This window comes from Microcoleus sp. Pol7_A1 (assembly GCF_036701085.1).
Taxonomy (GTDB): Bacteria; Cyanobacteriota; Cyanobacteriia; order Cyanobacteriales; family Microcoleaceae; genus Microcoleus; species Microcoleus asticus.
The window spans coordinates 174,202-194,841 of the sequence record NZ_JAUBQD010000003.1; the positions used below are offsets into that span (position 1 = coordinate 174,202).

Here is a 20,640-nt window from a genome sequence, read left to right on the forward strand (position 1 = left end):
CACCTTGGTCTTCATTGAAGTTTGGTATCTCCTACTTTCTCTAGAGCGAGTTTATTATTCGCTCTTTTTCTCTGGTCGGTTTGAAAATAAAAATAAATCACTCGGTTTTCAAGCTGAGTATCTGAAAGATGCTACCCCCAATAGCTTGTAAAAAAATGCAGGCTTGGATCAGAAGTCGTCACCTAATTTTTTCCGGTCAATTGCTAATTTTTGAAACTTTAGACTATCCAGCAGTTGAGCGATTTGAGGAATGTGTTAACATTCTAGGAGGGTGCTTAATTTCTGTTGAACCAGGCAAACGACTTTGGATGGGAAATCATCGACAAGTGATTCTCTATCAGGCTAAAGCCAGTTTGCATACACCGCATCATGAACTGCGACAATATTGGTTCAAGTACGGCTGTTTTCAGACTCGATTCGATCAAAGAGCTTAGCTATAACAACCGCGAAGGTTATTAAGTGTTAAAAGCTCTTTGGTTATTTGCAAAATTAGGAACTTTTTGGTTAAAATCAATAAAAATTATACTTGGTTGTGGTTATGGATATTCACGAAATCGAAACGTCTCTAAACAATCCTGATTTTCAGTATCGACTTAAGGCCGTCGCGGCTCTCAAGGATTATAAACCAGAGATTGCCGTTCCCTTGCTCAAAGGCAAACTCGATGACCCGGAATTCTTAGTACGTTCCTTTGTCAGCAGGGCATTTGGGACACAACAAACCGCCGATTCCTTCGCCGCATTGCTCCAAATCATGAAATTTGATAATACGCCGAATGTGCGAGCTGAGGCTGCTAATTCTCTTTCGCTTTTTGGTCGATGTGCTGCATCTCATTTAGTCTTGACTTTTTTGCAGGATGACCACTGGTTAGTTCGTCGTAGTATTCTGGCTGTTTTGGTTGATATGGAGTGCGAAAGCGAACTCTTTGAGGTCTGTATGGAAGCCTTAGCTGGAGAAGATAGAACCACTCAGGAAGCTGCTGTGGATGCACTTGGTACATTAGCCGGAACTAATCAGGAACAGGCGGCACTTTCTCAGTTATTAATGCTGGCTAATTCTGAGTATGAAGGTATGCGTCAGCACGTCGCATCTGCTTTGCAACATTTTGACTATCCGCAGGCTAAGGAAATTTTAAGTCAACTTCGGCAAGACTCAAATCATCGAGTCGTTGCTGCTGCTTTAGAAAATCTGCTCAATCAAATAAACAGTAAGGAATCAGATACTGTTTAGTTGATTAAGCTTGATTAAATTGTTTTAACCCACTGATTAAATGGTCAAAATAGAGGCTCAATAAATCCCGGTCTTCAAAATTAAATTGCTGCAAGCTAACTGTTTTCAACTGTTCTAGTCCACAGAGCATCGCCGAAACAGGAACCCGCAATTCTTGATAGAGTAGCTCCATGTTTTTTAGTCCTTCTTGGCTAGTAAATTGAGGACTGTTACCTGCAATTCCATAGGTGATACAGCGCAGAAACTGCAAAAAATCTCGCCAACAGGCTTCAGCACGTTCGGGAGGATAAAGGTCATTACCAAGATCGGTGATATTTGGAAAGTCGGCTAATACCTTTTTCCTCGCATCAGCAACAAGATTAGGAGCTTGCTCTCGCAATAATCGGGCTTTTTCTAGCATTAAAGAGAGATGAGGAGCAAGATTTTTAATGCGTTCTAAATCCTCATCTGTGAGATATCGACTTTGATCGTCAGCCTCTTGAAAAATAGCAATTATTTCATCTGAATATAAGTTTTTCCAAGTGGCGAAACTGACAATTCTGGCTTGGGGAATTAATTGCTTTGCTCTTTCACTTAATTGCATAGTCATTAAATTACACATAGTTTACTAGGATAGACTAAAATTATGAGGGAGTTTATTAAGATTTATTACAATTGCAGCTGTTTAATGATGGTTGGTACAGGGTTTTTCTTGGGAATCCTGAGCGCACAACAGAGTTTCGTAACGAAATATTACTTTGTTTGTCAAAAACAGAGACAAGATTTAAGGCAATCCCTTATGATTGTGTTTTGAGGGAAAGATTGAAGGAGCAAGATTTTAATCTATGTTTAAGCCGTTTCAGGAATTCTTAGAAAAAGAACTGTTTGGACGTTTTGCTCTAGAGAGTCGTCCCATTCCCTTTGGATTGGAATCGGTGGTGAGTGAAAGAGGCAAAAATCCCGCCACGATTCAAAGTTGGTGCTATCAATGTCCCAAATTGCGAAAGATTCGTTACACATACATTGATGCGGGAGAAACGGCACAGATTTTCAATAGTGTCATTTATCCGAATTATAATTACGATCTGCCCTTACTAGGAATTGATTTTTTAGCTTTTGGACAGAAGAAAATCTTGGTGGTCTTGGATTTTCAACCTTTATTCCGCGATCGCGCCTATATAGACAAATATATCGAGCCAATGAGCGCCCTTAAGGATAAATACAAGGATTTAACGCAAGACTTAGAAATGAAGTTTTACGATGCGAACCAGTATTTTTCCAAGAACTTGCTATTTGCTAAAACTGATGCAGAAACGGTTGTAACTCGTTTGTTTCCAGCCTATCAAGAATACGTTCAGTTGTATTGGCAAATGCTAGAGCAAGCCTCCCCGCTTAACACTCCCGAAGAGATTCAGCGGATTGTGAAGGCACAGAAAGATTACGATCAGTACAGTGCGGAACGCGATCCTGCATCAGGGCTATTCGGCAGCTATTTTGGGCATGAATGGTCAGAGCGATTTCTGTACGAGTTTTTGTTTGAAGATGCTGTTCCCTTAGCAGTTCCAGCGGGAGTAAGATAAGTTAAAAATGACTCTTTATCAGCCTTTCTTAGATTACGCTATCCCACTTCTAAAAGAACGACTGGACTTGGCTCCCTATCCCATTCCGGCAGGTTTTGAACGGAAAGAATCTCTAACTGGGAAGGGGAAAAAAGAGCAGTTGGTGGTGACGACAAGTCATGCTTTTAAGTCCTCAAAATTACGGCAAATTCGCGCGGCTCATGTTGAGGGTGGTGATGCTCTCCAGGTACTTAATTTTGTGATTTTCCCCCAGTTAAATTATGACTTGCCATTTTTTGGGGCGGACTTAGTAACCTTGCCGGGGGGACATTTAATTGCTTTAGATATGCAGCCTCTTTTTCACGATGCGGCTTACCAGAAGCAATACTCAGATCCGATTTTACCGATTTTCAACACTTATCAAAAGGAGTTGCCTTGGGGAGGAGATTTTCCTGACGAGGCAAAACCTTTCTTTTCTCCTGCTTTTCTTTGGACTCGTCCCAAGGAAACAGAGGCTGTACAAACTACGGTTTTTGAAGCTTTTAAGGATTATCTTCAAGCTTATCTCGATTTAGTTGAACAAGCGCAACCTGTCACAGATAGTCAGCGACTTGGAGAGATTCTTGAGGCACAGCGACGTTATATTAATTATCGTGCTGCAAAAGATCCGGCGAGGGGGATGTTTACCCGGTTCTATGGTGAGGAGTGGACTGAGGAATATATTCACGGTTTTCTGTTCGATTTAGAACGCCACATTCCAGCAGTTCAACAATCAGTGTAAATTTATCCTACCTGAGAGCCAAGACTCTGAGCCGTATTGTTACGAGTAAAAGCATTCCAAGTTCCTAATTCTTTGCGATCGCGACTGCAAAGCATGGCTTTCATCTCTTGGGTGAGTCCTTGTGCTAGGGTAAAATCAGCGCCAGCAATACTTTTTAATTGCTCTAAATTTGCCCCGGTTAAGTCAGCCGCTCGTAAATCCGCTCCTTGTAATTCGACTCCAATTAAGATAGCATTCCGTAAATAAGCACCAGTCAGAAAGGCATTCTGAAGGCTCGCCCCACTTAAGGCGGCTCCCTCTAAATTGGCCCCAGTTAAATCGGCTCCACTGAGATAAGCACCTCGCAGATTACAGCCGTGTAAATCTGCGCCTCGGAGGTAAGCTGTATTCAGAAAAGCTCCACTGAGATTGGCTTGGGGACCAATAGCTCCCGAATTTTTGTAATTGAATCCTTCTGGCCACTGGGTACGAGCATCATATTGAGCTAATTTTAATTTTGCCTCTTGTAGCTTGGCATTGACTAAATTACAGCCCTGTAAATCTGCACGAAAAAGATAGCTTTCTTGTAAATTCGCTCCACTCAAGTTGGCATCTCTGAGATTTGCCCTGCGTAAATCAACCCCTTTGAGATTTGCCCCTTGCAAATTGGTTTGACTGAGGTTTGCCCCAATCAAGTTTGCTCCACTGAAATCAATACCAGATAAATCCATCTGGCTGAGGTTGATTCCCGGGAGGTTAGTTTGAGCTAGACTTTTGCCTTCCTGAATGGCTGGTAAGATATCTGTTGCAGAAAGGGGTTCGGAGAGGAAAGACGAGTGTTGACGAGGTGACATTGTATTTTCTGAAAATTTATCGATCGAGTTGCTCAAAATTGTCCTGTGTCATTTATCCTAGAATTTGACGGATTCCAGACTGACGTTTGTTTATTTTTCTTAACCAAAATCAGATCGGATTCCCAGTTCGGCTAAGCTCAGGTCAAAGCCGAAATCTCCGTTTTTCAATGAGATTTGTCTCAATCCCTCTGATTCCTCTCGCTAATTTGACACAGAAATGCTGCTAACACCACCTATGACTATGATGGATTTCTTTCGCAAGAGTGAGGGCGTTTGGTTTACTCAGCGAACAGTCCATAATTTTGATACTGCTGCGGCTGATGAGTCGGGAGAATCCAATGTTATCGTTGACGTTTTGTCAACAGATGATCCCAGAATTTTAGACGTGTGTCAACAGCAGAATGTCGATCCCGCTTTAGTTAGTGGGGGATGCAGTTTTATGTGGCAGGATAATTTAGATGATACAGTCCCGAACGAAAACTATGCTGCTATTCTTGTAGATGTGCCTAATCCTAGTAATCCGAAAACGGGCAAGTTTCTGCGAAATCGAGGCTATGTTGAAGGTATTCCGGTCATCGGTGTTTACCATTTTGCGGATGATGGGGTGTTGACTATTGAGACGGAATATGAGACTAATCAAGGACAGGAACGCTGTTGGTTTATTAACGATCATTTTCGGGTACGGGTGATGACTGTGCAGATGATAAATGGGGTTAAACAAATGGCATACTGTTCTGAGCGTCGTTGTATTTCTCATTCTGCTTTAGAAGAGATGTTAGAACACAATCGCTTGAGGTTTTCTGGGGTGGGTGTGCTGTCACCTTAAAGCACAAATATCCCGGCGATTGCAATCGCGCGCGGCTACACACACACAAAGTCGAAATATCCCGGTGAGTGAAATTGCGGTTACATAAACAAAAAATATCCCGGCGATTGCAATCGCGGCTACACACACAAATTTCGCCTAGGCGGACTAATTATTAAACTATCAAAACTATGTCTGAAAACGAAGACTTTAATCCATCGGATTCTGATAATGAGGAAACTGTTGCTAATTCAACAGAGACTAATGTTGAAGAATTGGCAGAAGTAATTGCTGAATTTGAAAAATATCGCGAACGTTTGGTTAATGAAACGATGACTGCGGCACAAAAGGCAAAATTACCTCAGAAGGCGGCGATGGCTAAAATTGAGCCGGAACTTGCTAAGATTGATGCTGGACTGGAGAGTCTTCGCGCTCAATTGGCGGCTCTAACTACTAATAATTAGGTGATGATGATGGTCAATTCTAATTCTCAAGCGGAGGCCGATCCAATTCTATTGGCTCACGCTGAAACAGATGCTTTTCTTCGGGAAGTTACTGAACAAATAGATTTAGATACTTTCGATCCTAATGATTCCAATCTTTTGAAGCGGTTGGTTGAATGTTTGGGAGATACGCGGGGGATGACTCGACTGCGTTTCGCGGAAACTTTGGCTCAAATTGGCGAAGCGGCGACTCCTTTTTTATTAGATGCTTTGGCAAATCATGTTAATCCGGTTGTGCGGCGTGCTGCTGCTAAAACTCTGACTTTGATTGCAGATCCGACTGCGGTTCCTCATTTAATTCATGCTTTGTTGAACGATCGGGATACGGTGGTTAAGGGTTCATCAATTGGGGCGTTGGCGAGGATTGGGGAGCCGGCTGTGCAGGCTTTGTTGGATATTTTAGGGTCAAGTGATTTGCCAGAGAGTACGATCGGTCATGCGGCTTGGGCGTTGGCTTTTATTGGGGCGGGGGCGAAGGAGTATTTGTATCAGGCGATCGCCTCTGATTCGCCTGTGGTGCGCGGTGCGGTGGTGGGTGCGATCGCGAAGGTTGCACAGGAAGAACCGAAGGATGAATTATTCGAGATTTTGGTTAAGTCTCTGACGGATGTTGATGTTGATGTGCGTTGCGAGGCGGCGGCGGCTTTAGGAAATCTGGCTTATAAACCTGCAATTCCTAATCTGATTGAGTTGCTGGATCGCGGTGATGGGGAAACTCGCAGGGCGGCGGCTTTGTCTTTGATGAAAGTGGGCGATCGGGCTGCGATTGAACCGCTACAAGCTGCATTGGAAAAGGAGCCAGAAGCGGCCGTTCAAGGTGTGATTAAGTTGGCGATTTCTCAAATTAAGTAACTAAAAGTATGACTGAATCGGGAACGGTGCGGATGTTGCTTTCTCATAATTTTGATCTGCCCGAGGGGGTTTTTCCCACCTTAAATAGGGAAGAATTTACTCGGGTATTTGCTGGGGGTTTAAGTCAATATCCTGAGATTAAGTGTCGTCAATTAAATCACGGTCATTGGATGGTAGAAGTTCTGTTTTCTACGGATGCTTTTTCTCCGCCTCAAGTGGGAGAATTTTGCGGTCAAAGTTTGGTGGATAAGCGGATGAGTCAGGGGAAAATTGATGATTCTTTTCCTGATATTCTGATTTTAGCGGGATTGAAGAAGACTCCGCCATTGACTAGCGATGCTGAGGCATTGCAACCGGGAGAATGGGGAGTGGATGTGGTGGAAACTCAGTCTGCTGAGAGTTTTTTGATGGCGATGGGGTGGGAGGAGAAAACGGCAGGGAAAAGTATTGAGGATGTTTTTAAGGTTGAAAGGAGAAAGGGGTAACGGGTGAGTTAAGGTGTCAGGATATCTTTTTGATTGATACTGTTTTTTATTCTTGAGACTCCGCCAATTTAAAGGCTTCCTAATAAGCTGTAGGAAATTCAGTTTCCATTTGTCAAACATCAGCTTGATAATCTGGAACGCTTGCCATTTCTGCTAGTGCTGCATCAATTTATGCTGGCTTCAGCGTGGCTAATTATCGACGAATAGCCCGCATAATAAATTCATCACGACTTTTTGCTTTTCCCTCGTTTACGCCTCGATAAGTCGCTTCTAGTAAATTAACAGGGAGACTGATTTTTGCTTCAATTGTAGGATGCGAAATCCAAGTTAATCCTAACTAAAACCTGAATGTTCTGTAGAGCTATATTAATTTTTTTGATCCAAATAGTCATGGGTAAAGCGATCGAGGATGTTTTTAAGGTTGAAAGGAGAAATGGAGCAAGGCTTCAAGATTGTTTGGAAAGTTAGATATAAGTCCCGAAACGCTGATTTTGACGTTTACCAGGCTACGATCTATCTCCCGTAGATAAAATCGTCGTTGATTTCGATATTGTCAACTCCTGCTGCTGAACAGGAATACAAATCTCAAACTCCGTCCCTTTTTCTGGCGTGGAAAAACACCTCAGCGTCCCACCATGTTTTTCAGTAATAATCTGATAACTAATCGCCATTCCCATTCCGGTTCCCTTCCCTACAGGCTTTGTTGTAAAAAATGGATTGAATATCTGTGTTTGAATTGATTCTGGAATTCCATTGCCATTATCGGCGATCGCAATTTTAACCCATTGCGAATCTACCACCGAGGTACAAATTGTAATACAACATGGGCGCTTCTCGATCGAGCAAGCTACCCGTTGAGTATTTATTTCTTCGAGTGCATCAATAGCGTTTGCCAAAATATTCATAAATACTTGGTTAAGTTGTCCGGCATAACACTCAACTAGCGGTAAATCACCATAGTCTCGAATGACTTTAATTTCGGGATATTCGGGTCGCGCTTTGAGACGATGTTGCAATATTAACAGCGTGCTATCAATTCCTTCATGGATATCAACTTCTTTAAATTCTGACTCATCCATCCTGGAAAAATTGCGGAGTGACAGCACAATCTGGCGAATGCGATCGGTCCCAATTCTCATTGAGCTCAGGATTTTAGGTAAATCATCTTGCAAAAAATCCAGCTCAATATTTTCTGCTGCTTTCTCAATTTCGCCAATTGGGTTTGGATAATGCTTTTGATATAGGTGTACCAAATTTAATAGACAGTCAGCATAATATTGTACATGAATAAGATTGCCATGAATGAAGCCGACCGGATTGTTAATTTCATGGGCAACTCCTGCAACTAATTGCCCCAAAGATGAGATTTTTTCTGTCTGGATCAGTTGGGTTTGCGTTCGTTTTAAATTCTCAATTGCCTGCTCAAGCTGCTGAGATTTGTCTCGTTCTCTGGCTTCGCTATCGCGTAATGTGGCTTCTATTTGTTTCCGTTGAGCTATTTCGGCGGTGAGTTTATCGTGGATTTCCAATTGTCGGAATACTTCCTCAAATGTGCTTGCCAAAAATTGAATTTCGTTAGCGGGAATCGTCTTTGGCATAGGAAAGATGCCAGTTTTTTTACTTTGACAAACTGCTTCGTTTAAGTCCCGCAAGGGTTGCAATACATTCTTCTGAAGGAGTATCCCCATGATTAATAAAATTGTGATGATGCCAACTAGCAATGACAAAGTTGATGTAATGAAGGTTCTGTCGGTAGCTTGCTGCATTTGGTTGAGATCGAGTAGCGCGATCGCCACTCCCCGTCGTTGAGATGTGCCAAACAAGGTACTGCTAAAAGGCAGAATTTGCGCGATCGCAGGCTTGCTGTCCACGACCATATTGTGGCTGACTTCAATGCCTGTGGTCGCCGCTTGGTAAAGTGGTTGTGCGAGTTGTGGATAGATGGAAGTGTATGGCTGATTAGTCGCATTCTGAGGGCTACGGGCGATCGCTATCCCAGATGGATCGACAATCGCAATTTCCACCACACCGGGCATCGTGGCAAAATTTTGCACAACCCGTCGCAGAATGCTTTTATTCTCCAACTCTAGTAAGCCTTCTGTAGAAAACTCTAGCGATTGTGTAATCGATTGAGCCCGGTTATGAACTTGCGTTTCTAAGTCAGACTGCATCAGCCGATAGTTAAGTCCCAGAGTTGCCAGTCCAACAGTGGCGATCGACAACCCAACGCTAACCAGCAAGCGCTGCGACAAGCTATGGGGATGCAGGAATTTCGTCATAATTTCCATTCATTGATCGCTGTAGTTACGAGCTCAGTATTAATCTCCACATCCTGACGCGGTATCTTTCCGGGACGAGGGTCAGATTTCAATAGTTTAGCCATTTGAGCGATCGCTTCTGGTAAGCGACCAGACTTAAACATCTGTTGTTGCATAGCAATGTCACCCTTTTTCAGACCCGCGTAATCTTTAGCAAAAGCCGAACTCTTCTGTCCCAGGCTTTTTCCAACCTTTTGAAACACTTCATTCGGCTTTGTTTCCACTGCACTCATAATATCAAACCAAGCCATAATAAATTGCTTCAATTCTGCTTTCTTCGTGCGAGTAATAGTTGACCGAGAAGCCAACGTATCAATAATTAAACTATCAACTTCCTGAGTAGTGTAAATGATATTACCCTTAATTGTTTGAGCCGTTTCCCCTAGCAACGGTTGCCAGAGTACGGCGGCATCTAAACGTTTTTTCTGCATCAAATCAACCGCTATCTCGTTGGAAACATCCTCAATCTTGACCTCTTCGGGTTTAATCTGGTGCAACTTGAGGGCTTCCAATAAAATCAGATGATTCACTGTTCCCAGTTTCGCTCCGACTCTTTTACCGCGAAGGTTTGCCACTGACTTGATTGCAGGTTGAGCAACAATACCATCAGCCCCATGAGAAATATTTGTTACCATCAGCACCGCAGGCTTGTCACTACCCGAATCAGACTGCACCACATCCCACAAAGAGACAAAAGTCGCGTCTAGAGTACCGCGCAGCATGGCGCGAGTCGAATCTTGTTGATTCTCAAATCGAATGAGTTGCACGTCCAATCCGCGCTGTTTGAATAAGCCTGCTTCCTGAGCATAAAGTGCAATATCAAATCCTGCCCAACTGGTGATACCGACGCGCAGGGGAGCTAGTTGTTGTGATGCCAGGCTACAGGCATTTACAATCAGGCTAACCGCCAGTGTCAAAACGCAGAGGACACCGAGCGATCGCCATTTCGTTAAAGTCAACCAACACCTACGCAATAATTGTCTAGTCCCCGTCTGAGCTTTGCCAGTCATCTATGCAGCCTCAACGCTCTTGTTCGTCGATGATAGCAAGAACTTTTCTGGATGTCATTCCCTGAAAAAACGCCTAAAACAAATGTAAAATAGAACTATTCTCCTCGCTGATAATTCATTACCAAATCCAACCCAAATCAAGAAATCGTCGCTGATTCCCGCAGATAAAAATCCACGAATTCATCTGCAGGGAAATGTGGTCAGAACTTCTACACAACGCCGATATTGCGATGCGAATCGCTTCCTGGAGTTGAGGGGTTCGTTGCTCTGGCGGTTCCTGGGCTGCTGCAATCCACGGTTCATCTACATGGGAATATTCCGTCCCAGATCGCGATCGGTAACGAGATCAGCCGGATGAGAATGTTTCCCAGCCTCAACGAAAACCCCCAAACCCCATTTTTAAACGGGATTTGGGGGTTTTCTTGCTATGTTTTTTGCCTGTAAGATCCCGATCGAATCAAAACTTGTTCGGTGCGTTAGCGAAGCCCTCGAAGAGGATCGCCCTTGACAAAGATCGGACTCTTCGCAGAATAATCAGGCTAGAAACTAAGAGAGCGATCGCACCTTGAAGGGCGATCGATCTACTGGTATTTTTAAAGTATTGGGTATTGCGATCGCGATCTAACGACTCGGTTCAGTGGCAGACTGCCCCGCAATACCCCGAACTCGCACGCAGAAATAGGGCGGACTTTCCGCTGCACGCTCATTGTTCGGCGACTGTTGACAAGTTCTAGCTCATTTGAGCGAGGTTAATCAATTGTGCCAAAGTGGATAAGTGCTGCACTGTTGCAAAGAAGGGAGTAAAGATTGCATCTTGCGTCATTTCTAACTCTCAAGCTTGCTCATTCTGATGGTTGGTGGGTGATAAAATGCGCGATGTGCTGTGTACAAGGCTTGAAGAAACATAGAGGAGCGAAAATCCAATCAGAGGATGGAACACCTCTAGATGGAGAGGTGTTTTGAGATGAATGCTGACAAATTGCAGCCCAAGCAGCACAGGTAGAGTGGCAGCGAGATGTCGTATTTTGCGTGAGAATGGGGCGAGCGATGACCATCCCCATAATATTAATGACAATCCACCATAGCCTCGCACTAGCCAAACATGAATATTCCACCAGGAAGGGTCATTGAAGTAGGCAACTCCAACTGTTAATAATTGAGCAATCAAGCAGAGGTTAAAGACGATTGAAGTTGTATAAAAACCTATCTGTACCCAATGTGTGGGAGTACGATCGCGACCGATTTCCGAAGTTGTGCTCATGTCAAACTGCCTGTTTTGCTACTTCTAAACTCGATATCCCCTGCATAAATAAGATTGCCTTATCGACCAACTCAGCCCCCGCTTTTTCTGGCGAACCGACATCAAATGGCGGGGCGGGATTGTACTCCAGTAATAGTTGAATAATCTTGGCTACTTCCTCACCACAAAGGATGCTAGCGATCGTCAGGCCAAAATCGATACCTGCTGTCACGCCTCCACCAGTAATACGATTGCGATCGATTACTATGCGCTCTGTGCCAACCTCAACGCCAAACTTTGCGAGTTGTTGGCGCATTGCCCAGTGAGTCGTCGCTCGATAGCCGAACAGCAGTCCGGTTTTCGCCAGAAATAGCGCTCCACCGCAGACAGAAGTGATAAATTTGGCGGTGCTGCCTTGTTTGCGAAGAAATGCTAGTATCTCTGGATCGTCTTCTACTGCCCCTTGCTCCAAACCGCCGCCAATACAGATAACGTCCAAGCGCGGGCAATTTTCAAAGGTGGTATCAGGCAAAACCATCATGCCGTCATCGGTTTTAATCGGATCTAGCGTTTTCCAGATCCGATGAATCTGGACACCTGGCAACGCACTAAAAACTTGCTGCGGTCCCACTATATCCAGCGATGTCATGCCAGGATAAAATACCAAACCAATGATATGCTTTTGTGAGTCAGTCATGAATTCATCTCCTTGGGGCGATTGCGATTAAATCTGTCCTTATACTAGAAGTAGCAACAGACTTCGCCTAGTCCTCGATCGGGTACTCTTTTTGACAGCATGACAATTTCCTTGCAGCTTTTATTTAAAGAAATCGACCAGGTGACGGATGAACAAGATTTGCGATCGCAAGTCGTGCCCAAAATCGGCGAGTATTTTGCAACTAAGCGATCGGGAATCTTCTTTTTCGACCAGCTTTTAGCCGATCGAAATCTTCAGAAATTACTAAAAGTCGCGTTATCTGTCGAACATAATCCTGTTGCACGTTACTTAGCGGAGCGCCATACGCCTGTGCATGAAGGATTAGTAACATCGCCCAAGGCGTGGGCAATCATTTGTCCCCGCCCCGATCATTGGCACGTGATGGCGGGGCCGATCGTCAATCGCGGTCAATTAGTGGGTGTAGTGGGTTGCACCCGCGAACAGTCAATGCCTGCCTTCGATACGCAAAATCTAGCCGATTTGAGTGCGATGTGTTTGCATTTGTCTGTTTGGGCTGCAACTGTGCGATCGCGAAGTGTTTCCGTTGGCGAAGCCTCCCCAACGGGCATAGGAAAATCGCAACATCAATCTTTCAAGAGCGATCGATTAACGCCTCGTGAATTGCAAATTGCCGAATTGGTTGCTTTGGGGCGAACTAACGCAGAAATCGGGAGGGAACTTTGGATTACTGAGAATTCAGTGAAGCAAGCTTTGAAGCGAATGTTCCGCAAGCTTGAGGTTTCGTCTCGTGCAGAAATGGTTGCACAGCTTTCCGCGACAAAACACCATTTGCCAAGTATAAAAATGTCTCCATCCAACTTGATGCAGAACACTCACCAATAAACTTAACGCTAGAAACACCGAGAGCGATCCTCTTCGAGGGCTTCGCTAACGCACCGAATTAAAGAGCGATCGATCTACTGGTATTTTTAAAGTATTAGTATTGCGATCGCGAGCGCTACTTAACGGCACATTAAACAAAGTGAAAAGACTCTATTGAGTCCGTTTCAACTGAGATATTGCACCATTCTCGCTTAACAGGCTTTTCGATCTGTTCCACAAAAAGTAAGTGAATTTTCTTGTGGGGCGGGCAGGAAAGCCTGCCCGTGAAAGGCTTTTTGCATCTCGTGCAAGATATCAGTTCCAACGAGTTATTGTGATCGAGAGTGCGATCGCTAGCAACATAAACTGATTAGGCCTCAATATTTCACCGCTACATTAGATCGAGATTACAAGTTTAACCCCTAGAAGGAAATACTAGGTATTTGTTTTTTTCTTGATTGTGGAAAATACACTTGTATCACAATAGGATTACTTTTATCTGCTTGTTATGGAAATAGATCGTGTGCCATTTTTGAATCGCCTCCGGCGCACCATGTCCTCTGCGGAAGCTTGGGGGTTTAGTGTAGTTGGATATCTGATGTGGTTTACCTTAGCACCGTCGATGCAAGCAGAAATTGGCTCCGCATCCCTGTTGGTCTGGATTCCTGGTGCGATCGTCGGAATTCTGTTTAACCTTCAAGTTCAGAGTTTGGGTGAGAAATATCCAGATGTATCTGGGGGAACACCAAATTACATCACGCGATTGCTTCATCGTTACCCTGCCCTTTCCCGTTACTTGGGGATTGCCTACTACTTGGGGTGGGTTTCTTTTCCGGCCATTAATGCGATCGTCATCACAGATTTGATCCAATTCCATTTAGAACCGATGGGGCTGAAGATTCCAGAAAAAGTGTTTGAGATCGGTTTCACTACGATCGCTTACTTTGTAGCATTCAGTGGCACCCGTGCCGTCGCCATTCTGCACCTCTTTTTTGTCTTTCCTTCGATCGGCTTTTTATTCCTCTTCTGCGTTCAGGGTTTAGGCTGGCTTGCCTTTTCGCCCCAAAGCCCCGGACTCTTGCCCAGCAGCATTGATGCCATCAGTGTCCAGGACTGGCTGAAATGGTACTTGTTTGCCGCTTATAGCTTCTATGGCTGCGACACAGCTTCATCGTTTGTAGCCGACAGTCTCCACCCAAAAGACACCCTCAAGGCGCTGTCTTGGGTTGCCTGGTTCATGCCTCTGGTGTTTGTGGGTGGCACTTTAGTCTTGTTGCAGTTGGCAACCGCTGCGGGTTTAGAAGGCAATTTGTACGGCAATTTCCTGGCGGCTGCCAAGCCTTTCTGGGGAGACGCTGCCCCTGTCATAGTCACATTGCTGGTTACGGCTTGCTGTTTGTTGGGATCTGCGACTAGCGTTTGCAATACGCCCCGCATCCTTTTCCAACTCGCGCAGGATGGGCTGTTGTCTCCAGTGTTTGGCGCAGCGTCCCGTCGGGGTTCTCTAGAACCCGCGCTGCTGCTAACCTTTATCTGTAGTTTAGGATTTTTAGTCTGGGGCAACACCACTCGAATTGTCGTGGTGTCAGGGGTGAGTTTTTTCATTTCTATCATGGGGTTCCACTTGGGGCTGTGGATGCAGCGCAACGATCCAGCCGTGCGTTGGGGGCGACTATCTTTAGCATTGCTGGTGGTGGAGTTCATTTCCCTGGTGGTGGGTGGTGTTAGCTGGGGATGGATGGATTTTGGCATCGGGTTGCTGTTGCCGTTAGCAGCGCTCGCGATCGACGCTGCAATTCGGCGGATTCCTTGGGCACCTTTGCACTTACCGTGGTGGGATCGACTGCATTCCAAGCCGCTAAACCATCCTGAAAACGAAGATTTTGTAGTGCTTCAGATCGGAGTTTTGATTGCGCTGATTTGTAGTGCAGCGACAATCAGTTGGCTGATCAGATCGTGGCTGCGGGTAGAAGTCGGAACCAAGAATCCCTATCTGCTGATTATTGTGTTGATGACGCTGGCATTTGTGGGAGTGGCGATTGCTTGCTGGACAACTCTGCCCCAGGTTGCTGCGATCGAAGAACTAGCAATTTCCTCAACCGTGCAAGCTAAAGAACTCGAGACAACCCTAAACGAACTGAAAAAAGCCCAGATGCAAGTTATCCAAAGCGAAAAAATGTCTAGCTTGGGACAGTTGGTTGCCGGAATTGCCCATGAAATCAATAACCCGGTCAACTTCATCCACGGTAATCTCACCCACCTGGACGAATATACCCAAAATCTGCTGCGGATGATCGAACTCTATCAACAGCGCCATCCCAGCAACGATCCAGACGTGCAAGCAATGGCAGAGGAAATCGACTTGGAATTCCTCACTGAAGACATCCAAAAGATCGTGTCATCTATGAAGGTAGGCACCGAGCGAATTCGCGGTATTGTCGTATCGTTGCGAAATTTTTCTCGCATGGATGAAGCAGACTTCAAAGATGTTGATATCCATGAGGGAATTGAAAGTACATTGCTGATTTTGCAACACCGGCTCAAAGAGAAACCAGAGTCTCCAGGCGTGGTAACGATTAAAGACTATGGCACATTGCCCAAGGTGGAATGTTTCCCCGGACAACTCAATCAGGTATTCATGAATATTTTGGTCAATGCTCTGGATGCCCTAGATTACATGAATACCAAACGCTCCTATCAGGAGCTTAAAGACACCCCGAACCAGATTACGATTCGGACTTCTGCGATCGACAATCAATGGGTGGAGGTGGCGATCGCTGATAACGGAATCGGTATGCCAGACTCAGTGAAGCAGCGCATTTTTGACCCTTTCTTCACCACCAAACCCATCGGTAAAGGTACGGGTTTGGGGATGTCGATTAGTTATCAAATCATTACTGAAAAACATCGCGGTAAAATCAAGTGTTTTTCTACACCTGGCTCAGGCACTGAGTTTGTGATTCAGCTCCCCATTCGGCAACAGACAATTTTAGCATTCCCGATCGCTGCTGAATCTTAACGACTTCGCGTTCAGTGCAGCCCTCAAACAATCTGAGGCGGTACAATAATCGAGCGGGGTGTCAATTACCGCCAACAGCTCGATCGGAAGCCGTAAGAATCTTAGAAGCGCGATCGCCCCTGACAAATATCGCGCTCTTGGCAGAACAATAACGCTAGAAATTAAGAGAGCGATCCTCTTCGAGGGCTTCGCTAACGCAATACCGAATTGAAGGGCGATCGACCGCAGGTAATGTTGAAGTATTCGGTATTGGTATTGCGATCGCTCTTCGGCGCGACTCGGTTCAGGGGCTTCTAGAAAACTTGGCAACCTCACACTTGGTTTTGGTCAGTCCACTTCACGAGATTTTTCGGCTGCTGTCGATCACTTAACTTCTAGCGATCGGGTGGTGTTCGCCTAGCATACCAGGCATGAATCAGAAGGGTCTGTAAGAACAATACAGGTGTATCAAAGCCGCTGGATGCAATTATTGATTCGACTTCAAGTGGCGGTAGCACAGCAGGATTTTGACCATAAGAAGCACGAAACTTTTCAATCTCCTCAGCAGGCACTTCGGAATACCTCAGCATTCGCAGCCAAACCTCGAAAAGGCTTTGGCACGCTGAAGTAGACTTATCGGAAGCCAGATCTGCACTGACCAAATATCCGTTAGGGCAAAGTCGTGAAGCAATTTGACTAAAAAAGTTGCGCCGCTCATCTTGTTGCATAAAGAAGTGAGAAACCAGAAGGCAAGTCGCCGCATCGAAAGAGTGCGATGCAGGCAGTGAATCGAGATAGCCTTCGTGAAAAGTGCAACGTGACGCGATACCGCACTCTTCGGCGCGTTGGCGACAGATGTCAAGCATCGGTGCCGCAGGCTCTACCGCAGTAAACTGCCACTGTGGAAACGCTTGAGCCAGATAAATCAATTCCAAGCCTGTTCCCGCACCGACACAGAGAATCCTTGCATCGGTAGGAAGTTCAGAAAGTACCAGGCGGATCAGTAAATGAAGTGCGTCGCGCATCGGAGCCAATTTAGCGAATCTTTTGTCGTAGGAAGAAGCGCGTTCTCGATCGAAAACAATAGGTGACTCTTGATTTTGCATTCTGGAAAGCCAATAAGCTTGCAATCTGTATTTTAATAGCTATCTGAATTGGATTTTAGCCCCTCGCTTCAAAACTTACTGGATTCGAGCCAAACAAAAGTAATAAGAATCCTAGAAGCTCGATAGAAAAAAAATATAAAACCCCAAAACCCGTTTAATAATCGCGGTTTTGGGGTTTTATTCCTCGCATCCGGTTCAAATTACAACTTGCGAGGGTGCGATCGCCCTTTTCAAAAATCGCACTCTTGGCATAACAATAAGGATAGAAATTAAGAGAGCGATCGTACCGAAGGGAAGCGCGATCGACCAAATGGTAATTTTAAAGTATTGGGTATTGCGATCGCGAATGGCGCCATGAAGTTGTGCGACGGCAAATAACCGTGAACTGCTACATAACGCTGACCGAGTAGGCACGAATTGCCCCATCTACTGTCGCAATAGTCAGACCATTCTCTAAAGCTTGACAGATAAGCATTCTGTCAAATGGATCGCGATGTAATGGTGGCAGTTTAGCCAGTTGAGCTACGCTACTTTCATCAAGAGAAAGACTGACAATTTGATGAAGATCGCGCTGTTTGGGTAAATATGTTTCGGGATGCTCCGGCAGAGGTAACTTACCCAACTGGTACTTGACAATTGCTTCCCAGACTGAAACTGCACTCAAATAGACCTCATTATCTGGATCGCGAATTGCATCTCGAACATCTATTGATAACTGGGCGTCACCACTGATGAACCATAAAAAGATGTGCGTATCTAGCAGAATCTTCATTTACCTTCAAATGCACTGAGGATATCTTCCGGCAAAGGAGCGTCGAAATCATCTGGAACGGTAAACTCGCCTGCACACAAACCGAATGGTCGTAATTGCTTGCTGCTAGAAATAGGTCTTAGTTCGGCGATCGGCTTATCTGCTTGCAGGATAACAAAAGTTGCACCTGCTTCCACTTGACGCAGATACTTTGAAGGATCGCGCTGAATTTCGTCAACTGTCACGTTCAACATAAAAATTCCTCAGTATAAAGCTCAATTGAGAATACTCCGCCTCACTCAATTGTAGATGATGGAGCGTATGCTCGCAGTTAGGATAAGTCTTGAATCATAATTAGTGAATTAAAGAGCGATCGACCCACTGGTAATTTTGAAGTATTGGGTTTTGCGATCGAGCGTTGAAACTACAACTCATCAATCGTCACTAACCCCCCCTCAGTGAACTGAATCACAAGTTCTTGCTCGTCCAGCAAAGCAGTTCCAATCAGAGGCCTTCGCCCTGTAGCAAATACACGAACTTCTCGTTCTTCCCCGTCCCAAAGGATGATTGCTTCGTGAACTGCTACTAGGACTTCACTGTTATCTGCTAAGTTTACAGGCATATCGTACAGGAAGGGCAACCCCAGTAAGGTAACTGCCTCCGGTGGCAAACCTAGGTAGTCAGTGAAGCCCGTATCTATGACAAACTCGATCGGGAAAGTAGAGCCGCTTGGGAGGAGAAACGTCAACGCGACGATCGCGTGCCGATCGGTCACAATACCAGAAATGACTTGTTGACACGCTCCATTACACCACCCAACGAAGCAGCCACATTGTAACCAATACGAATGCCAAAAAGTCGAGCATACGGATGCTTTGCCATCAGACTACGTGCGGCTTTTAGCCCAGTTTTATCAATTTCGTAGTCACCTGTTTCAATATCAATGATGACCATCTTGCCAATATTCTCTTCTATTTCAATTTTTTGGCGGATGGTGCTCTCATACAAATGTTTCGCACGACGCGCGACTTCTTCACGACTCAAAAGGATTGTTTGCATACATTCCCTCTTTTTTGTAACTTTTGATCCTATTATGGATATGATAGCTCACTTACTCAGCGCGATCGCCCTTTCCAAAGATCGCACTCTCCGCAGAAAACGCTAGAAACTAAGAGGACGATCGACCAAATGGTAATTTTGAAGTATTGGGTATTGAGTATTGCGATCGCGAATGGCGCGCTGCAATTGTGCGAGCGCCAATAAAAATATGTGCGTATCTAGCAGAATCTTCATTTACCTTGAAATCCGCTAAATTTTAATGGAGAATACTCCGCATCACTCAATTGTAGATGATGGAGGCTATGCTCCCAGTCTCGAGCGGGACATTCGACTCAAACATTCTTTACTTTAATCCTCTCCTAGCTTAAGCTCAATGATAAACAATACTGCCAGTGAAATTGTCAACTTATTACACAAGTGGAGGTAACGACTATATGTAATTTCTCGCTGAGTTCCAGTACCACCGCTTCTATAAAAAACCTTTTCTCCATTTCTCCATATTGAGGCATGGTGCGAGCCGTTTCTTAACGTACTGTCCAAACCATCTGTAAAAGCATAAAACGGTTGTGTTTGTTCAAAAGGGTTAGCCTTTTTCTCTTTGCTCACGTCCTTCATGTATTTATTCAATGTCATTGATTGAAATTGATCGTAGGATCTTCCAACAAGAATATTATTTAAACAAGCAAATATTACAAAAAAGCTTGTCAGAGATTCATAGGCTTGACCATAATATAATTTCACGGCTTCAAATGACTTTGAGCCAACTATTTTATCGTCAACATCTTCATCACCAATTCGTGAATGTACAACCATTTGGCTCAACTGATTATATATCTTGAAATAATCAGAAAAAATTGAAAAATATTGCCTTGAATGCTGTGCTTTAATATGATTTGAGTAAAATTCACAGAATTCGGCAAATCCTTGCTGATAGTCGCGTTTAATCGCATATATTAATTCAATCGCAGGATCTAAAAGCTTTTCAAAACGCGGATAAAATAGGCTATCAAAGAAATTAAATGCGACCTCTTTAGAGTTGCATACTTTTGTTTCTGTAAAATACTTCTGGCGTTGTTTTTCGTAGTGTTCGATTGCTTTTATGACCCTTTTATTTTGCCCTACTCTCTCTTCCAGCAAAAATATATTTTTAACTGTATTCCAGAGATTACTCGCATTCGGTACAAAGAATTGTAATGCTATATCGTGGGTTGGAATTACTAGATTTTTTTCCTGCGGAACAAGCCTTAAATAAGGTGCTATTTTGGGACAATATAGTAAAGAAGGAAATGCCAGAAGAGCATGAATTTCTTTGCTGTCAAATGCAAAGAATGGGTGCAAATTTAAAACAACTGCATTCTCACCTTCACTATCGTCAATAATTACATTTTCTTCTGGCTCAAAATGAGCACTAGGTGGATTTGCTCTCACAATTACCGAAATTGGTATTCCACAAGACTTGCAATCAAAAGTGTGAGATTGATATTTTTCAGTCCCTACTCCTGCCCGCAAAATATAGTTTTCTGCACATATCTCACAATGAGCGTAACCACGTAGAACAGCCATGTTATCTTCTTACTTTGTCTTACAAGGAAA

At 44.4% G+C, this 20,640-nt stretch carries 23 protein-coding genes; 10 read left to right on the plus strand and 13 right to left on the minus strand.

The genetic code is table 11. From position 1 onward, the window contains the following. Positions 1 to 155 precede the first annotated feature (155 nt). On the plus strand, positions 156 to 434 hold the full coding sequence (locus QUA20_RS03605; RefSeq protein ID WP_333185472.1) for a CpeR family transcriptional regulator: 279 nt from the start codon (positions 156 to 158) through the stop codon (positions 432 to 434). Between the two features lie 104 nt (positions 435 to 538). Continuing rightward, a complete protein-coding gene (locus QUA20_RS03610; protein ID WP_333185474.1) occupies positions 539 to 1,228 on the plus strand; it encodes a HEAT repeat domain-containing protein in 690 nt (229 codons plus the stop codon). 4 nt (positions 1,229 to 1,232) lie between these two features. Here the strand turns inward: QUA20_RS03610 and QUA20_RS03615 are convergent, their stop codons facing one another. Next, positions 1,233 to 1,817 carry a phycobilisome protein gene (locus QUA20_RS03615; RefSeq protein WP_333185475.1) on the minus strand — a complete coding sequence of 195 codons (585 nt, stop codon included), beginning with the start codon at positions 1,815 to 1,817 and terminating at the stop codon, positions 1,233 to 1,235. A 235-nt stretch (positions 1,818 to 2,052) separates the two neighbouring features. On the opposite strand from QUA20_RS03615, the gene QUA20_RS03620 reads away from it, so the two are divergent. Further along, on the plus strand, positions 2,053 to 2,787 hold the full coding sequence (locus QUA20_RS03620; protein ID WP_333185477.1) for a 15,16-dihydrobiliverdin:ferredoxin oxidoreductase: 735 nt from the start codon (positions 2,053 to 2,055) through the stop codon (positions 2,785 to 2,787). A gap of 7 nt (positions 2,788 to 2,794) precedes the next feature. Continuing rightward, on the plus strand, positions 2,795 to 3,547 hold the full coding sequence (locus QUA20_RS03625) for a phycoerythrobilin:ferredoxin oxidoreductase (RefSeq protein WP_333185479.1): 753 nt from the start codon (positions 2,795 to 2,797) through the stop codon (positions 3,545 to 3,547). A 2-nt stretch (positions 3,548 to 3,549) separates the two neighbouring features. Here QUA20_RS03625 and QUA20_RS03630 read toward each other — a convergent pair whose 3' ends face one another. Beyond that, the gene (locus QUA20_RS03630) at positions 3,550 to 4,380 is read right to left on the minus strand and encodes a pentapeptide repeat-containing protein (protein ID WP_333185481.1); all 831 of its coding nucleotides are present in this window, start codon (positions 4,378 to 4,380) and stop codon (positions 3,550 to 3,552) included. A gap of 241 nt (positions 4,381 to 4,621) precedes the next feature. Here QUA20_RS03630 and QUA20_RS03635 point away from each other — a divergent pair, with 241 nt between their 5' ends. The 4 genes from QUA20_RS03635 (at position 4,622) to QUA20_RS03650 (ending at position 7,025) form a co-directional block, all read left to right on the plus strand. Continuing rightward, positions 4,622 to 5,206 (plus strand): phycobiliprotein lyase, encoded by a 585-nt coding sequence (locus QUA20_RS03635; protein WP_333185483.1) that lies wholly within the window; start codon positions 4,622 to 4,624, stop codon positions 5,204 to 5,206. A gap of 170 nt (positions 5,207 to 5,376) precedes the next feature. Next, entirely contained in the window at positions 5,377 to 5,649 is a 273-nt protein-coding gene (locus tag QUA20_RS03640; protein WP_333185485.1) for a hypothetical protein, read from the plus strand. A gap of 3 nt (positions 5,650 to 5,652) precedes the next feature. Continuing rightward, the gene (locus QUA20_RS03645; RefSeq protein ID WP_333185487.1) at positions 5,653 to 6,540 is read left to right on the plus strand and encodes a HEAT repeat domain-containing protein; all 888 of its coding nucleotides are present in this window, start codon (positions 5,653 to 5,655) and stop codon (positions 6,538 to 6,540) included. 8 nt (positions 6,541 to 6,548) lie between these two features. After that, positions 6,549 to 7,025, plus strand: a complete 477-nt coding sequence (locus QUA20_RS03650) for a DUF2656 domain-containing protein (protein WP_333185488.1) — start codon at positions 6,549 to 6,551, stop codon at positions 7,023 to 7,025. A 506-nt stretch (positions 7,026 to 7,531) separates the two neighbouring features. Here QUA20_RS03650 and QUA20_RS03655 read toward each other — a convergent pair. The 4 genes from QUA20_RS03655 to QUA20_RS03670 form a co-directional block, all read right to left on the minus strand. After that, complete coding sequence (locus tag QUA20_RS03655) at positions 7,532 to 9,304, minus strand: ATP-binding protein (RefSeq protein WP_445304639.1); 1,773 nt, start codon at positions 9,302 to 9,304, stop codon at positions 7,532 to 7,534. Next, positions 9,301 to 10,353: an ABC transporter substrate-binding protein gene (locus QUA20_RS03660; protein WP_333185492.1), complete on the minus strand. Its 1,053-nt coding sequence runs from the start codon at positions 10,351 to 10,353 to the stop codon at positions 9,301 to 9,303. The genes QUA20_RS03655 and QUA20_RS03660 overlap by 4 nt, the downstream gene beginning before the upstream one ends. Before the next feature lie 832 nt (positions 10,354 to 11,185). After that, positions 11,186 to 11,614 (minus strand): DUF6220 domain-containing protein, encoded by a 429-nt coding sequence (locus tag QUA20_RS03665; protein ID WP_333185494.1) that lies wholly within the window; start codon positions 11,612 to 11,614, stop codon positions 11,186 to 11,188. 1 nt (position 11,615) lies between these two features. After that, positions 11,616 to 12,290 carry a DJ-1/PfpI family protein gene (locus tag QUA20_RS03670; protein WP_333185496.1) on the minus strand — a complete coding sequence of 225 codons (675 nt, stop codon included), beginning with the start codon at positions 12,288 to 12,290 and terminating at the stop codon, positions 11,616 to 11,618. Positions 12,291 to 12,389: 99 nt separating this feature from the next. Between QUA20_RS03670 and QUA20_RS03675 the strand changes: the two genes are divergently transcribed. Further along, positions 12,390 to 13,154, plus strand: coding sequence for a LuxR C-terminal-related transcriptional regulator (locus QUA20_RS03675; RefSeq protein ID WP_333185498.1), 765 nt, complete (start codon positions 12,390 to 12,392; stop codon positions 13,152 to 13,154). Between the two features lie 487 nt (positions 13,155 to 13,641). Beyond that, entirely contained in the window at positions 13,642 to 16,152 is a 2,511-nt protein-coding gene (locus QUA20_RS03680; protein ID WP_333185500.1) for an ATP-binding protein, read from the plus strand. Here the strand turns inward: QUA20_RS03680 and QUA20_RS03685 are convergent. The 7 genes from QUA20_RS03685 to QUA20_RS03715 form a co-directional block, all read right to left on the minus strand. Beyond that, positions 16,123 to 16,467, minus strand: coding sequence for a hypothetical protein (locus QUA20_RS03685; protein WP_333185502.1), 345 nt, complete (start codon positions 16,465 to 16,467; stop codon positions 16,123 to 16,125). The two genes, QUA20_RS03680 and QUA20_RS03685, sit on opposite strands and share 30 nt — an antisense overlap. Before the next feature lie 59 nt (positions 16,468 to 16,526). Then, positions 16,527 to 17,237 carry a class I SAM-dependent methyltransferase gene (locus QUA20_RS03690; protein ID WP_333185503.1) on the minus strand — a complete coding sequence of 237 codons (711 nt, stop codon included), beginning with the start codon at positions 17,235 to 17,237 and terminating at the stop codon, positions 16,527 to 16,529. A gap of 388 nt (positions 17,238 to 17,625) precedes the next feature. Further along, a complete protein-coding gene (locus QUA20_RS03695) occupies positions 17,626 to 18,009 on the minus strand; it encodes a type II toxin-antitoxin system VapC family toxin (protein ID WP_333185505.1) in 384 nt (127 codons plus the stop codon). Continuing rightward, positions 18,006 to 18,242 (minus strand): type II toxin-antitoxin system Phd/YefM family antitoxin, encoded by a 237-nt coding sequence (locus QUA20_RS03700; protein WP_333032448.1) that lies wholly within the window; start codon positions 18,240 to 18,242, stop codon positions 18,006 to 18,008. Before QUA20_RS03700 ends, QUA20_RS03695 begins: the two co-directional genes overlap by 4 nt. Before the next feature lie 170 nt (positions 18,243 to 18,412). Continuing rightward, on the minus strand, positions 18,413 to 18,763 hold the full coding sequence (locus tag QUA20_RS03705) for a clan AA aspartic protease (RefSeq protein WP_333185507.1): 351 nt from the start codon (positions 18,761 to 18,763) through the stop codon (positions 18,413 to 18,415). Beyond that, on the minus strand, positions 18,760 to 19,047 hold the full coding sequence (locus QUA20_RS03710; protein ID WP_333185509.1) for a hypothetical protein: 288 nt from the start codon (positions 19,045 to 19,047) through the stop codon (positions 18,760 to 18,762). The genes QUA20_RS03705 and QUA20_RS03710 overlap by 4 nt, the downstream gene beginning before the upstream one ends. 348 nt (positions 19,048 to 19,395) lie before the next feature. Further along, positions 19,396 to 20,610 (minus strand): hypothetical protein, encoded by a 1,215-nt coding sequence (locus QUA20_RS03715; protein ID WP_333185510.1) that lies wholly within the window; start codon positions 20,608 to 20,610, stop codon positions 19,396 to 19,398. Between the last annotated feature and the right edge of the window lie 30 nt (positions 20,611 to 20,640).